Annotated in this window: 10 protein-coding genes; 4 read left to right on the top strand and 6 right to left on the bottom strand. The window is 39.6% G+C overall.

All coding sequences use genetic code 11. The annotated features are described in order from the left end of the window. Nucleotides 1–4: 4 nt before the first annotated feature. The gene (locus tag C9J41_RS19300) at nucleotides 5–2029 is read right to left on the bottom strand and encodes an exoribonuclease II (protein ID WP_107247255.1); all 2025 of its coding nucleotides are present in this window, start codon (nucleotides 2027–2029) and stop codon (nucleotides 5–7) included. Nucleotides 2030–2768: 739 nt separating this feature from the next. Between C9J41_RS19300 and C9J41_RS19295 the strand changes: the two genes are divergently transcribed. Continuing rightward, a complete protein-coding gene (locus C9J41_RS19295; protein ID WP_107206853.1) occupies nucleotides 2769–4673 on the top strand; it encodes a DEAD/DEAH box helicase in 1905 nt (634 codons plus the stop codon). A gap of 169 nt (nucleotides 4674–4842) precedes the next feature. On the opposite strand, the gene C9J41_RS19290 is transcribed toward C9J41_RS19295, so the two are convergent. After that, complete coding sequence (locus C9J41_RS19290; RefSeq protein ID WP_107206854.1) at nucleotides 4843–5820, bottom strand: GlxA family transcriptional regulator; 978 nt, start codon at nucleotides 5818–5820, stop codon at nucleotides 4843–4845. 156 nt (nucleotides 5821–5976) lie between these two features. Here C9J41_RS19290 and C9J41_RS19285 point away from each other — a divergent pair, with 156 nt between their 5' ends. Both C9J41_RS19285 and C9J41_RS19280 read left to right on the top strand, forming a co-directional pair. Next, complete coding sequence (locus C9J41_RS19285) at nucleotides 5977–7827, top strand: beta-ketoacyl synthase (protein WP_107294912.1); 1851 nt, start codon at nucleotides 5977–5979, stop codon at nucleotides 7825–7827. A 75-nt stretch (nucleotides 7828–7902) separates the two neighbouring features. Beyond that, on the top strand, nucleotides 7903–8925 hold the full coding sequence (locus C9J41_RS19280; RefSeq protein ID WP_233217792.1) for an HAD family phosphatase: 1023 nt from the start codon (nucleotides 7903–7905) through the stop codon (nucleotides 8923–8925). Nucleotides 8926–8998: 73 nt separating this feature from the next. Here C9J41_RS19280 and C9J41_RS19275 read toward each other — a convergent pair whose 3' ends face one another. Then, complete coding sequence (locus C9J41_RS19275; RefSeq protein WP_107247257.1) at nucleotides 8999–10297, bottom strand: DEAD/DEAH box helicase; 1299 nt, start codon at nucleotides 10295–10297, stop codon at nucleotides 8999–9001. 339 nt (nucleotides 10298–10636) lie between these two features. Further along, nucleotides 10637–12283 carry an ABC-ATPase domain-containing protein gene (locus C9J41_RS19270; RefSeq protein WP_045127646.1) on the bottom strand — a complete coding sequence of 549 codons (1647 nt, stop codon included), beginning with the start codon at nucleotides 12281–12283 and terminating at the stop codon, nucleotides 10637–10639. A gap of 210 nt (nucleotides 12284–12493) precedes the next feature. Here C9J41_RS19270 and C9J41_RS19265 point away from each other — a divergent pair, with 210 nt between their 5' ends. Next, nucleotides 12494–12832, top strand: coding sequence for a gamma-glutamylcyclotransferase family protein (locus tag C9J41_RS19265; RefSeq protein WP_107294911.1), 339 nt, complete (start codon nucleotides 12494–12496; stop codon nucleotides 12830–12832). 76 nt (nucleotides 12833–12908) lie between these two features. Here C9J41_RS19265 and C9J41_RS19260 read toward each other — a convergent pair whose 3' ends face one another. Together C9J41_RS19260 and C9J41_RS19255 are read right to left on the bottom strand one after the other, a co-directional pair. Continuing rightward, nucleotides 12909–13286: a DUF2541 family protein gene (locus tag C9J41_RS19260; protein WP_107247258.1), complete on the bottom strand. Its 378-nt coding sequence runs from the start codon at nucleotides 13284–13286 to the stop codon at nucleotides 12909–12911. Nucleotides 13287–13520: 234 nt separating this feature from the next. Beyond that, nucleotides 13521–15449 (bottom strand): S9 family peptidase, encoded by a 1929-nt coding sequence (locus C9J41_RS19255; RefSeq protein WP_107294910.1) that lies wholly within the window; start codon nucleotides 15447–15449, stop codon nucleotides 13521–13523. Nucleotides 15450–15590: the final 141 nt, after the last annotated feature.

Here is a 15590-nt window from a genome sequence, read left to right as displayed (position 1 = left end):
AGATTTACGCTTTAACTTCTTCTTTATTCTCTTCAGCGATTGCTGACTCAGTATTCTCTGGCTTTTCGGGCGCAGGGAATTGTTTTACTGGTTTAGCAATAAGTTGACGAGTTGCGCTACGTATCTCAGCAAGTGTAACTTCAAAGCTATCGCCCAATTGATATTCTTTCACGCCATCAATGGTAATAATACCAAGTTCACCGCTACAGCTAATACGTTCTTTATTATCTAGAATTAATGAACTAGGAATAAATGCGGCAGCGCCATTTTCTAATAGGCGTACACGCATTCCAGCGCGATTAATATCGAATACTTCAGCATTAAAGACGGTAGCATTTTTAACGGCGTCTTTTAGCAGACGAACATATAGCCAATCTGAAACATCACGCTCTGCCATGCGGTGGCGACGACGATGTAAGGCAATTTCATCACCAACATTATCATCAGGGGTTTGGCTTGGCTCATTACCTGTGATTAGCGCTTTTAATAGGCGGTGGTTAATCATATCGCCATACTTACGGATAGGTGATGTCCAAGTTGCGTAGACATCTAAGCCCATTGCGTAGTGAGGAGCTGGCGTATTTGCCACTTCACTGTATGCTTGGAATTTACGTAAGCGATTATCTAAGTAAGTGCTATCAAGTGTATTTAACCAACGACGTAAAGCGCTAAACCCATTTAATTCAAGTAATTGCTCTTTTTCAAAAGGTGCATCAGCATTGGTTAAAAACTCCATTGCAGCATCTAACTTTTCAGGGTTAAAACCGCTATGAACGTTAAATACACCAGTGCCGAATTTTTCTTGTAGCGCACGACCAGCACAAATATTAGCTGTGATCATTGCCTCTTCAATCATACGATTTGCTGTACGACGCGCATCGGTATGAATAGCAATAACATCGTTATCTTCACTTAATTCAAAACGGTAATCTGGACGATCTGGGAATACAACAGCGTTCTCTTTACGCCATTTAGTACGTGCGTCAGCAAACGCTTGTAATGCACGAACTTGTTGTTCGATCTCAGCGTTTGGTGTCCAATTTTCACAATTACCATTTTCTAGGTAATCAGAAACGTTATCGTAAGATAGACGGCTTTGCGATTTTATCCATGCTGCGAAGAAAGTAATATTATCTTGGATAACACCATCTTTATCGACAGTTACTCGGCAACAGAGAGTGGGACGCTGCTCATTTTCAATTAATGAACAAAGCTCATCACTTAATTCACGAGGAAGCATTGGGATATTGCGACCCGGTAAATAAATAGTAAAACCACGCTCACGTGCTTCATCATCCATCTTATCGCCAACAGCGATGTAAGAGGTTGGATCTGCGATCGCAATAGTAATATCAAAGCTACCATCAGCATTTGCAACTGTGTAGATGGCATCATCCATATCTTTAGTTGATTCACCATCAATAGTAATGAAAGGTAAATCAGTAAGATCTTGGCGTTCAAGTGCTTCATCTAGCATAGTCCAGCTTTCTTGTGGTGCTGGTTCTGCATTGGGTAGTTCATGGCGTGCTAATGTAACCCACCATGGTGCAATTTTGTCATTACTGTCTGTGATTTTCTCTTTAATATCACAGAAGAATGTTTTGTTTTTGTCTGTAAGAGGGTGGCGGGTTAGCGTCGCTACAACCCAATCGCCTTCTTTAAGCGTTTCAGGGTTCAAACCTTTAACTGCTTTGGCTTTAATGGCATCTTTAAGCTGAGGATGATCAGGCACAACGTGCAAGCGATCACGAATTAGCTTCACTCGACCAATAAAGCGTGTCATTGATTGTTCAATTAACTCTTGTGGTTCAGCTACTTCACGTTCCTTTTCTGTTCGAATAACAGCCATAACACGATCACCGTGCATAACGTTTTTCATATACAGAGGCGGAATAAAAAAGCTTTCTTTGTTATCGGTTTCTAGAAAGCCAAAGCCACGGTCAGTTGCTTTGATATAACCTTCCTTTTTAGGAAGTGTTTCTTGAATTTGCTTTTTAAGCTGTGCTAACAGCGGATTATCTTGAAACATTATACCTGGTCTCAGATTATTGACGTTGACACTATACTTTTTTGGGTTGATAAAACCAATATTTGAGCAGGATATTTTCATTAAATGTGCTTTTCATTAGTTGGGTTTAATAAAAGCGATGCATATTTTGCATAACAACGAAAAAATTTCAGGGAAAGGTTAATATTGGAAATGTAAAGGTATTAAAAATAAAGCACTGAGACTATAAAGGGGGGCTAATACGACCTTTATAATGTTTGAACTAATGATTGATACATAAGTCTTGAATTAATTGAAGAAGCAATGCGGATATAACATTATTTATCAATGTATTATGTCTTTTGTTTTTAGAATGAAGTTAGTGCGCATTGATGAGTGTTAATTCATCATCTTTCAAATAAGAAAGATAAAAGAAAGCAATTTGAAACTCTATTTATAAGATAAGAATGTGTTGGCTATAAAGTGAGAGGTGATTAACCACTAAGGTTACTTTGCTCAGTATATTTAATGTATTAACAGTAAGATAGATTAAATAATAACTGGCTTATGAATATTTATGTTTATCTGATGTGCTAATTGTTCAAGAAATAGTAACTTGAGACTTATTCTGTGACATTCCTCAATTTTTTCTGGCTTTTTATCAAGTATTGCCTCACAATACGCCCCCTATTAGTCGAGGCCCGTGCTTGAGGTTGCTGTTGCAGAACCCGTATGTAGCAAAGGGGCCCCGTTTTTAAGTCGTTCATATATTGGGATCCCAATGCAAGAAACTGTAACAGAATTTCGCCAACTAGACTTGGCCGACACACTTCTATCTGCACTAGACAACATGGGCTTTGTAGCGCCAACGCCGATTCAGGCAGCGTCTATACCTCTACTACTAACTGGTACTGATGCCCTTGGTAAAGCGCAGACAGGTACTGGTAAAACAGCAGCATTCTCACTGCCTGTACTAAACAAAGTTGACTTATCTCAGCACAAACCACAAGCAATTGTTATGGCTCCAACGCGTGAGCTTGCAATTCAGGTTGCTGCAGAAATTAAAGTACTTGGTCAAAATATCAAAGGCCTAAAGGTTCTTGAAATTTACGGCGGTGCTTCAATCGTTGATCAAATGCGTGCACTTAAAAATGGTGCTCACATTATTGTTGGTACACCTGGTCGTGTTAAAGACCTTATCTCACGTAAGCAACTTCAACTAGACGAAGTACATACTTTTGTTCTTGATGAAGCTGATGAAATGTTGAAGATGGGCTTCGTTGACGATGTAACTTGGATCATGGAACAAGCACCAGAAACAGCACAGCGTGTGCTTTTCTCTGCAACTATGCCTCCAATCGTTAAAGAAATCGTTGATCGTTTCCTACGTAACCCTGCACGCATTGACGTTGCTGGTGAAAACCGTACTGTTGCGAAAGTAGAGCAGCAGTTTTGGGTTGTTAAAGGCGTAGAGAAAGACGAAGCAATGAGTCGTCTACTTGAAACTGAAGATACTGATGCATCAATCGTATTCGTTCGTACTCGTCAAGATACTGAACGTCTAGCAGATTGGTTATCTTCTCGTGGCTTTAAAGCTGCGGCACTTCACGGTGATATTCCACAGTCGCTACGTGAGCGTACTGTTGATCACATCAAACGTGGTGTTATCGATATTCTAGTTGCAACTGACGTTGTAGCACGTGGTCTTGATGTTCCACGTATTACTCACGTATTTAACTACGATATCCCGTTCGATGTTGAATCTTATATTCACCGTATCGGTCGTACAGGTCGTGCAGGACGTACTGGTAAAGCGATTCTACTCGTTCGCACAAACCAAATTCGTATGCTTCGTACTATCGAGCGTGTTACTAAGTCTCGCATGGAAGAGATTCAACTTCCTCTACGTGATTTAGTTGCTGCATCTCGTTTAAACCGTTTAGGCGAAGAACTAGCAGCACAAAAAGAACAAACAAGTGTAGAAGCGTTTGTTGAACTTGTAGAAAAACTACAAGAATCAATCGATGTTGATGCAGCAACACTAGCAGCAATGCTTCTTCAGCGTCAGCAAGGTAACCGTCCTTTATTCTATAAAGGTCCAGACCCAATGATCGCTGCTATCGAGCGTGAATCACAACGCCGTGAGCGTCGTGGTAACGATCGTGACCGCGGTGAGCGTGGCGAGCGTGGCGACCGTCGTGAGCGCGGTGAACGTCGTTCATACAACAATGCTGATTGGGATACTTACCAGTTACAAGTTGGTCGTGAGCAAGGTGTTCAAGTTAAAGACATCGTTGGCGCAATCGCAAACGAACTAGGCCTAAGCAAAGAGTTCATTGGTGCAATCAAACTTGCTCCAACGCATACTTTTGTTCAGCTTCCTAAGAAGATGACAGCAGAAGTAGCTTCTCAGCTTAAGAAACTACGCATTCGTCAAAATGATGTTAAAGCTGTAGTTGTTGAAGGCGAAGTTCTTCGTGAACACCGTCCTCGTAGCGGCAACCGTGATGGTAATCGTGACGGCAACCGTGGTGGCTACCGTGGTAACCGTGACGGTAATCGTGGTGGTGAACGTGGTGGTGAGCGTCGCTTTGACCGTAATCGTGGTAATGACACACGTGGTGGTTACCGTGGTAACCGTGATGGTGCACCTCGCACAGATCGCAAGCCTCGCACAGAAGCATAATTTATTCATTAAATTAGATTGCTAAATAAAAGCCGAGTTATTTAACTCGGCTTTTTTGTGTTTATCAATGTATGTTTGGATGAGATATATTGCCTTGCAGTTAATGTTATCTTGATGTGGTATACATTTATATATATTAAGAACTTTCAGTCTTTAGTTTTAAAATTACCTAAGCGTTATAAGCTTTAGCTCTTACCATTTTTCGGTATTGATTCGGAGTAACATCGAATTCTTTTTTAAAGATGGTTGAGAAATGATAGGAATCTTTATAACCCACTTGTTCTGAAACATCATTGATTGTCATTCCAAAATCGCGCAGAAGTTCTTTCGCGGTAACCATTCGGATCTTTTGAAGATATTGGTGAGGAGCAAGTCCTACCTGATCTTTGAATTTACGATTAAAAGTGCGTAAAGGTAATTGGCAATGTTCTGCCATATTTTTTGCGGTGATCGACTTGCTCATATTGAGTCTGATCCAGTCTTGCGCTAAAGCAATTGATTCATCAAATTGTACCTGCCCTCCAATTTCATAAAACGGTTGATGATCAGATTTACTGATCTCATGCCCGTAATGTGTCTCTATCGTTTTAGCAATTTTCTGACCAAAATTATTTGTTATAAAGTACAGCACCATTTCTGTTTGTGAGTTAATACTTTCGGTGCAATAAAGTCCATTGGCCGAGGTGATTGATGCCTGCCTATTGAGTTTTACCTTTGGATATAATTGAGAGAATTTATCGTGAAAATACCAGTGAGTTGTGGCTGCTTGGTGGTCTAATAAACCCGTTTCAGCAAGCCAGATAGCGCCAGTTCCTGTCGCAATAATTTTGGCTCCATTCTGGTATTGCTTAATAAGCCAATATGGAATTTCAGGATGTTTGGAGAGTGAAGCTAATGGGTTCCCCCACATAGGCGGCAATATAATGACATCAAATGACTCGTCATTTGCAAAGGTACAATCGGGTTGAATACGAATACCTGCAGTTAATTTGGGTGGTATTAGGCTAGGCGCTATCACTTTTATTTCAAATGGGCTCTCTTTTTGGCTTTTTCGGTCACGAAGGCTAGCAGCACTGGTGAGCATTTCAGCGCTTAGTGATATTCCTGTGATCAAAGCACGGTGATAGAGCACAAATCCAATTTTCATACTTTCCCTTGTGTGATCAGTATATTAGTTATGTTGCTTATTATTTTAATGCGTGGCACATATGGCAGTAATTTTGGCACATATATTAGGTGATAAACAATCTAATACTGTTATCCTGTTTTAAAACAGTGTTTAAATAAAAGTCAGGGATTTTAAATGGCAAAGTTACCGTTAATTGTAGGTTTAGGTGGCATCAATGCTGCTGGTCGTAGTTCAGGCTTTCATAGCTATAAATTGATGGTTGCTGATGTTCTTTCAGCTGATGTGATGGAATCAACATGGCAAGATCTTGCTTCTCGAATGGGATTGGAAGCTGATAATAAAGTGACTGCTGAAGTTATTGATGCGATTAAGGCAGGTACATTTGTTCGTCGTATCGATTCTTTTGATCCTGATAATTTACTGTATCAATACAAAGCTAATTTAAATACAGACAACGATAAGATCTGTTTTACTTTACGTAAGTCGAAGTTGCCGACCAAAATCCCTGATAATTGGGAAGTCGTAGAGGATGGGAGCAAAGTACATATCACGGTTAATGGTAACCTTGATGCATTGATTGAAGATCGTGTTGCTTTCCCTGTTACCAGTGGCGGAAATATTCCCGCGGGTTTCAATCCAGCTTCATTATACAACTCACGTTTTCATCCTCGTGGACTTAGCTTAACCATCTATGGAGCATCTGATGCATTAAATTCATTAGGCGTTGAGTGGGATGAGATTCTTAAACATATTAAACCCGATGAAGTGTCAGTTTATGCGGGTAGTGGTTTAGCGCAAATTGATGAGAATTCATTGGGTGGTATGCTTGCAGCTTCTCTCACAGGTGGGCGTGTTAGCTCTAAAATGATGGCGTTGTCATTGGCTGAAATGCCAGCTGATTTTATCAATGGTTACGTGATTAATAGTATTGGGACAACTGGTACAAACATGGGGGCTTGCGCGACGTTTTTGTATAACCTACGCCAAGGTATGTATGACATTCAGCATGGTAAATCAAAAGTAGTGATTGTCGGTAATGCTGAAGCACCGGTGATACCTGAAATTATGGAAGGGTTCCGTGTTATGGGCGCACTGGCAGAAGATGCCCAATTAAAAGCGCTTGATAGCAATGATGAGGTAGATAACCGCCGTGCATGTCGTCCATTTTCTGCCAACGCTGGCTTCACGATGGCTGAATCAGCACAATTTGTTGTGTTAATGGATGATGAATTAGCATTAAAACTTGGTGCAAACATTTACGGGTCAGTGGCTGATGTCTTCGTCAATGCTGATGCTAATAAAAAGTCGATTTCGGCACCCGGTGTAGGTAACTATGTCACGGTTGCAAAAGCTGCAGCACTAGCCAAAGCGATTTTAGGCGAAGAAGGCGTTAAGCAAACATTTGTTCAAGCGCATGGTACAGGGACGCCTCAAAACCGTGTAACAGAAAGTCATATTCTCAATGAAGTGGCTAAAACGTTTAATATTGATAATTGGCCAGTAACCGCAATCAAATCTTATGTTGGGCATTCAATGAGTGCGGCGGCTGGGGATCAGTTAGTCGCATCACTTGGTGTATGGCAACACGGCTGGATCCCGGGAATTAAAACCATTGACCATATTGCAGATGATGTTCATCACTCAAACTTGAATATATTAATGGATCATCAATTTGCTGGAGAGATGGGGCAAGATTACAAAGCGGTAATATTAAATGCTAAAGGGTTTGGTGGTAATAATGCTTCAGGTCTTGTTTTATCACCGAAGCAAACACTGACCATGTTAACGGCAAAACATGGCCAGAATGTGATGGCTCGCTATTATCAGTCTAACCAAGCTATTTCCGATGTATCTTGTAGTAATGATAAAGCCGCTTGCTATGGGCAAGAAACCATTCGTTACCACTTTGGGGAGGCGGTGATGGATGAGAATTCAATCACCATGACACAAGATAGTCTACGTTTATCTGAATTTGAGCAAGCAATTGATTTGAGCACGGGAAATCCATACTTAGATTATATCTAATAAGTATATTTTCTCGCATTTCTGAAAGGGTAAGTTATTATTTGACTTACCCTTTTTAATATATGGAACATCAGTGTGAATAAGAATAAAGCAATAGTAATAGGGCTTGTGGGTGTAGTGTTATCACTTTTTACCTTACCGGCTTTCAGTGTTGAATGTCAGCAGAATACGGCCTCGTTACCGTTATGGGCAAATAGCCAACCAAGAAGTGCACTTTTGAGTTTTGTTGAAAAAGTAACAACAGAAGGAAGTAAGGATTATGTAAAACCTATTGATCGTATTGCTGTGATTGATAATGACGGTACATTATGGTCAGAAAAGCCAATCTATACTCAGTTCTTATTTGCCTTTGATCAAATAAAAAAGAAGAGTGCTAATCACCCAGAGTGGAAAACTACCACACCTTATAGCTGGGTTTTAAATAACAATACTGATGCGATCTTTAAAAAAGGCTGGGCTGCATTGTTGCCTATTTTAGAAACTTCGCAATCAGAGATGACACCAGCGGAATATAGCAAAGATGTAATTAACTGGCTTAAAAATAATCAATCGCCACGTTTTAAACGCCCTTATACATCGTTGGTGTTTCAACCAATGATTGAACTGATTGATTACTTACAAGCTAATCAATTTGATGTCTTCATTGTAACGGGCGGAGGTAGCTCTTTCGTTAAACCATGGAGCGAAGCGATATACCATATTCCAGCACAAAATGTGATTGGTACCGCTTTTGGTTATACTTATAAAGATGGTCAATTAGAGAAAAACAGCAAGCTGATTTACATTAATGATGGCCCACAAAAAGCGATCAACATTGAAACGATTATCGGAAAACGTCCAATTTTAGCTATTGGTAATTCAACTGGTGACGAAGCAATGTTGAAATGGACGACCTCTCAAAAAGGTATAAGTCTTGGTATGCTGATCCACCACACTGATGCAAAGCGTGAGTGGAAGTATGGCGCAAACTCGTTTGAGGGTAAGTTTACACCAGCACTGATGGAAGCGGCGAAACAAAATAAATGGCAAGTCGTTGACATGAAGAATGATTGGTGTCAAATCTATCCAACGCAATCACAACAGCGTGTCTTGCCATAAATAAAAAAAGCCGAGCATAATGATATGCTCGGCTTTTTATCGTTCTATTTTGAATCAAACACTAACAAAAAACTTATTTTTTAAGTGTCGTGATCTTCGTAGCTTTGCTATTGATAGCGCGGCGTAAACGTGCACGACGTTCAGCAGCAGATTGATCTTGTGTCGGGTTATTCTTTCTCCCTTCACGTTGACTGAAAGCAGGCTTTGAGTGCATACGCTCTAGTAAGGCATCGCGGCTTTTTGGTTCATAGCCAATTAATTGAACACGGTGGATACGTTGACCGATCAAGCGCTCAATTTGCACTAGTGTTAGCTCTTCTTCACGGCTAACAAAAGAAATGGCATTACCTTTTTGTCCTGCACGGCCTGTACGACCAATACGGTGAACATAATCTTCTGCAAGGAAAGGCATGTCGTAGTTAACAACATACGGCAGGTTTTGAATATCAAGACCACGGGCAGCAACTTCTGTTGCAACCATTACACGTGCTTTGCCTTCTTTAAACTCTTCCAATGCACGACGACGCGCGCTCTGTGCTTTATCACCGTGACAAAGTACTGCTTTAATACCGTCTAGTTTAAGCTCTTTAACCAGTTGATTCGCTGTTTCTTTGTAATTGACGAAAACGAGTACTTGTTTCCAGTTCTTTTTGCCAATTAATTCAGACAGCATTTCACGCTTGCGATCTTCATCAACAGGGTAAACCACGTGAGAGACGGTATCAGCTGTACTATTCTCAGGGGTTACCGTAATACGTTGTGGTTTATGAAGAATATCAGCAGCCAGAGCATTCATTTGTGCTGAAGACGTTGCTGAGAACAACATGGTTTGAGGCTTGGTTCGGATATCATCAAGGATCACACGGATCGCACCGATGAAGCCCATATCTAACATACGGTCTGCTTCATCGAAAACAAGGAATTCAAGGTTTGCTAGTGAAACATTGTTTAGTTCCATATGCTCGATCAGACGGCCAGGTGTAGCAACAAGAATATCAACACCTTGTTCTAGGCGTTTTTCTTGTGACGACATTTTTTTACCGCCAAAAACAGCAGTACAAGTGATGCTAGTGTATTTAGTGTAGTCGCTGATGTTATTTGCAATTTGCTCTGCCAGTTCACGAGTCGGTGCCAAAATTAGAGCACGAACATTGAAGCGGCTTTTTGATTTTGGTTTTTCAATTAATTTTTGAATAATTGGCAGTGAAAAAGCGGCAGTTTTGCCTGTACCTGTTTGTGCTAGTGCAAGAATATCAGCACCGCGACGTGCTTGAGGGATAGCTTTTTGTTGCACTGGTGTGAGTTTTTCATAACCGATTTCAGTTAATGCTTTAACTAAATCTTGAGAAAAACCTTGTGATAAGAATGACATGCTTTGTTCCTAAACTGTCGGCTATAGCCGATTACATTCATAAACTCAGTTGCTTATGAATGTAATCATCTTGCCGTTAAAATGGTCGCATATTATAGTTGATTTTAGGTTAATTCGCTATCTTAACGTAATATGTTAGTGGTTTTGAGTTATGCCTTTTTCATTTGTATTATTTATCAATTGACTTGATTTAAGGTTACTATTTTAGCAAACCATTATCAGAAGATGGCTTTATTAATATGTCAGGTCTTAAAATAAGCCTAGATAATATTAAGCCCACATATAGCTTAATACGATATGTGGGCTTTTATCATTTATTGCTATTGAGATTTAAACTTATTACTTAAATTCAGCTTTGCGCATACGGTTCAGCACAGCCATTACCTCAATGACACGAGGTTTCGACATTTCGCCGTATTTAGGCATCATATCAGCCCAGTTATCATGCAGCATGTTAGCAAATGCACGCGCAGGGACTTTTTCCCAACCTTTAAGTTGTGCAAGTTGGAACCATAAGTAACCAATAGCAAGTAACTGACTAGGATGAGCCACTTGTTCTAACGCTTGCAAATCAACGTATTCACGACCAAAGCGTAACGATGTTTTATCTTTCACTTGAATACGGAATTTTCCTTCTTCAAGTAACGCTTGCAGCGCGCTACGGTTTATTTGGCGTGTACGAGGACGAACAATCACTTCTGTACCTTCAGCTTTACGTCGGGTAGGGTGAGAAGCAACAACTTCACGTGCTTTATCTGTTACATCTACTGCTTCATAGTTATGCATCTGAATAACAGTATCGGCCACATCTAAATAGTCACCAGAGCCACCCATAACAAGCATTACTGAGATATCATGCTGATCGCGAAGTAAAGCGATACGGTCAACAAGTGGCGTAATTGGCTCATCATCTTTACAAATCAGTGCCTGCATGCGCTCATCACGGATCATAAAGTTTGATGCAGAAGTATCTTCATCAATCAATAATGCTTCAGCGCCAGCTTCGATCGATTCTTGTAACCAAGAAGCTTGTGAGGTTGAACCTGATGCATTTTGGCTAGTAAAGGCTGTGGTATCTTTACCCATAGGTAAGTTGCTGATGTAAGGCGATAGATCAACATTATGAACGCAACGACCATCTTCAGCGCGTATCTTAGCTGCATTATAATTGGTTACGACGTACTCACGACCATCACCAGGGATATGATCGTAAACAGAACGCTCAATGGCACTTAATAACGTTGATTTACCATGAAAACCACCACCAACAATTAAAGTAATGCCCTCAGGAATACCCATACCACGGATTTTACCTTTGTGTGGCGCTTCAAGCTCTACTGCTAGGTTATCAGGGCTTGTAAAAGGTACAGCGTTCGGAAGTGGTAAATCACTGTTACCCGCAAGGCGAGGAAGAATACTTCCATCAGCAACAAAAGCTAAGAGTTTATGTTCTTTTAACTGTGCGCGAAGTGCTACTTGATCTTCTGCTGCTTCACAGTGGGCTTTTAACTCTTCCATTGGTAATTCGCGTGCAATCGTTGCACGGCGGATCATTTTTGGTAGGTGGAAAGTTAATAGATTCATTGTACGCTTAGCAATGATGGTACGACCGTCAGCCGGAAGGTTTACACGAAAACGTAATTCGATACCTTCGTCATCAAATACCACCGCTGTACGGTCAAGGATCACCTGTCCTGGCATATCAATAAGTACTGCATTATCTTGTTGCGATAAATCTGCAAAAAAGCGAGCAATAAAATCTCGTGCTGCACATTGATAGACTGAAGATTTTTCACGTAACCATTCTAGATCGGTGAGTGACCATGCTCGACGGGCACGTACACGAGAAGCCGGCGCAAACGGGTCCGATTGAACGGTATCAATATAAAAGTCGAAATCAACGAAGTGGTATTCACCGCGCATACTCGTATAGCTGCGGTAATTATGACGGTCAATTTTATGGAGTTTGGCTTCGAGTAATTGCATATCGCCTCGATATCGTTCGTTATGGTGCACAGCACCTAAAATCTAGTGTGTTCGGGGGCTGGATATTACACTAAAGTCTGATAGTTAGCATGTAAACTTTAAACGAGATCACAATAATTAGTGCTTTTTCATTATGGCTTTAAATATGTTTTGTCCTTAGGTTTATAGTTTAGTTAATAAGATGTGACTTATAGTGAGGACTCATTCTTCGTGCTTAATACATTATTCGTTTATGGCACTTTGGCGCCAGAACAATCTAATGCCTATGTGCTTTCTGATTTGAAAGGTTCTTGGAAAAAAGCGAGCGCAATTGGATTTATTTACCTAAACGGTAAAGGCGCGACATTAGGTTATCCTGCTTTTGTACCGCAATCAGAAGGGGAACGTGTTCAAGGCTTACTCTTTACGTCTGATGAATTGACAACGCATTGGCAGCGTATTGATGATTTCGAAGGCGAGGGGTATGACCGTGTAGTGATCACCGTTATGCTTGACGATGGCTCTGAACAATCGGCATTTGTGTATCGTTTAAGTCCAAGTGAAATGTAAGTCAGTCTGGCAAGATTATAGAGATATAAAAAACAAGATCGCTATTAATAGCGATCTTGTTTTTAAATAAATTGGCTTATCGACGACCGAGAACCTTAATGCCAGCACTGCCATCTTCAGCACGGCCATACACTTGAATATCTGTTACACAGCGCTCATAAGAGAATCGACGCCAATCTGTTTTTTCGTTTTTATCTAATTTGCGTTGAAACTGGAATACGCGCGAAGAGCCATTTTGAAATTTAAAGACGACTTTTGTTAAAAACACATCACGTTCAGCTTTGATCTGAATCGATTTAGTATTACGACACAGTGGTACAGGGATCTTAGCGTGACTATTTTTAGCTTCAAGAAGAATAGTACGACCTAATGTAAATGTATCAGCTGAAGCTGTTGTTGAAAATGCCATCGTAGAAAGCATGATTGCTGCAGCCATTGTCGCTTTTAGTTTCATAAAGAAATCTCACAAGTAAAAACTGCACTGATTATAATGAGATAAATTCGAAATGGCTAAATAATTTGTTGTAAGTATCTGTAATTTAGTAATACAGAACATATGTCAAATAGTTGGGTGTTTTTTGTTTTATTTTGGTTATGTTGTCGTCACTTGAAAATCAGTTTGAGCAATAATGCATAAGAAAAAACGTGGTGTCATCTGAAAGGAGATGACACCGTTTATTATTAATAGTTAGCCAGCTGAGCGACCACCAATACATTGGCTTAAGAAATTATCAACTTTTCTCGCAAGTTTCCTTGCTTGCCTTGGCGTTCCATAATGGTGGCCAACGTTATTCATTTCCCAGTACTGTACATTTTTTCCTGCTTTCTTTGCCGCTTCGACAAAACGACGAGATTGCTCTGGGATCACAACAGCATCACTGTCCCCTTGAATGACTAATAGAGGCGCATTCATATTGTTAACAAAGTTGATGGGTGATTGTTGTGTGCGTTGCTGCTTCATCTCTGGATCGTTGAAATCACCAATATAATTTACCCAAATATCTTCATATCGCTTCCATGGTTCAGGGAAGTTTTTTACCATTAGCTCTAGATCTGACATACCAAAAATATCAACACCGCAAGAAAATTTATCGGGAGTCAGTGTCATACCGACTAAGGTTGCGTATCCACCGTAACTAGCACCCATAATAGCGACATTGTTCGGATCTGTTATTCCTTGCTCTACTGCCCAATTTACACCATCAATTAGGTCGTTATGCATAGCTTTAGAAAACTCACCATAGCCTGAAGATGTAAACTCATAGCCGTAACCTATAGATCCCCTGAAATTAACTTGAATAACCGCATAGCCACGGTTGGCAAGTAATTGTGCTTCACTATTAAAGCCCCAGTAGTCGCGAGCATGTGGTCCACCATGAACCAGTAATACCGTTGGAAGGTTATTGGGTTTAATGCCCTTAGGTAGGGTGATATAACCGTTGAGGGTTAAACCATCTCGGCTCGTGAACTGAATGGGCTTTTGAGTGGCAAGAAACTGCGAGTAATGATGTGATTTACTTTGTGATAACAGTTCTTTCTTGTTGTTAGTTGCATCATACAGATAAATATTATATCCGTATTCATTATATTGCTTAACTGTGAATTTCTGATCTTTATTGTCAGTGCTAGAAATAAAGATTTCATTTTTGCCTTTTTGATAAAAATTAGAGACTAATTTTTTATAATTAGGATTAAAAATTTTGATTTCTTGATAATCAGGATAACTGGCTGCTAATGCTGGAGCATGATTATTGTCATAGTAATATCTGTCTACATCAACATTATCATTTGAATAAAGGGTAGTAACTTCATTGGTTGCAAGATCTAGCTCAATAAGTTGAATCTTGTCGGAATTATTGTTGGCTAAAATAGTGAGGGTATTATTGCTATGATTCAACATAGCATGTGCAACTTCACCATTTTTACCTGTATCAAATAATAATTTATCAGTGCCGAATTGATATATTTTTCTGTTATCTTTTATATAAGCGAAAATTGAACCGCCTTTAACTCTGTCGTCAATAATGAACCCATCTATTGTTAATTCTTTATCGACTTTAAATAATAATGTTTCTTTTTTTGTTTTAATATTTAAGCGGTATAAATTGAAAATTTTAGTATCACCACTGTTATGTCTAATAAGAATGTTCTCTGGGTCGTTAAATAAAAGATCGACAACATTGATCTGATTGTTTTTATCATAAAAAGGTTTAATGAATTGTGTAGGATACTCTGTATCTAAAAAGAATATTTTAGATTTCATATCGTCAAATTGAGGCACATAAATAAGGTTGCGGCTATCAGGCATCCATTCGAAAAATGAAACCCAGTAATTAAATTCACCTGTTTTACCGGTTTTTAAATTCTTAAAATGTAGCGTAGTCAATGGATTACCATTGTTGTCAAAACTGTCTTTGAGCCAAGCCAGTTTTTCACCATCAGGTGAGATTTGGTAAGAATGTGTACCGTTTGTTGCTGTAGTCAGAGCTTTAAAATCTAGCAAGATAGGTAGTTGTTGAGCTACCAAAGACTGGTGCGTTGCTTCTTTGGGCTGTGCGCAACCCGAAATTAATAAAATCAGAGCAAAGCTTTGTATTATGAAAATGAAAAGTTTCATGATGTTCTCAATATAGCCGACTAAATATAAAAAGATAATAAATGAATTATTATGCTTATATTATGAATTATGAATGTTTTACATACTGTTTATAGTAAAATTGCGATCGGAATAGTGCTTATTTAAAATGCAGTTGATAGG

Origin of the sequence: Photobacterium sp. GB-50, assembly GCF_003026755.1 — a bacterium.
Taxonomy (GTDB): domain Bacteria; phylum Pseudomonadota; class Gammaproteobacteria; order Enterobacterales; family Vibrionaceae; genus Photobacterium.
Note: the sequence above shows the minus strand (reverse complement) of the source record. Positions and strands in the feature narration are given on the sequence as shown.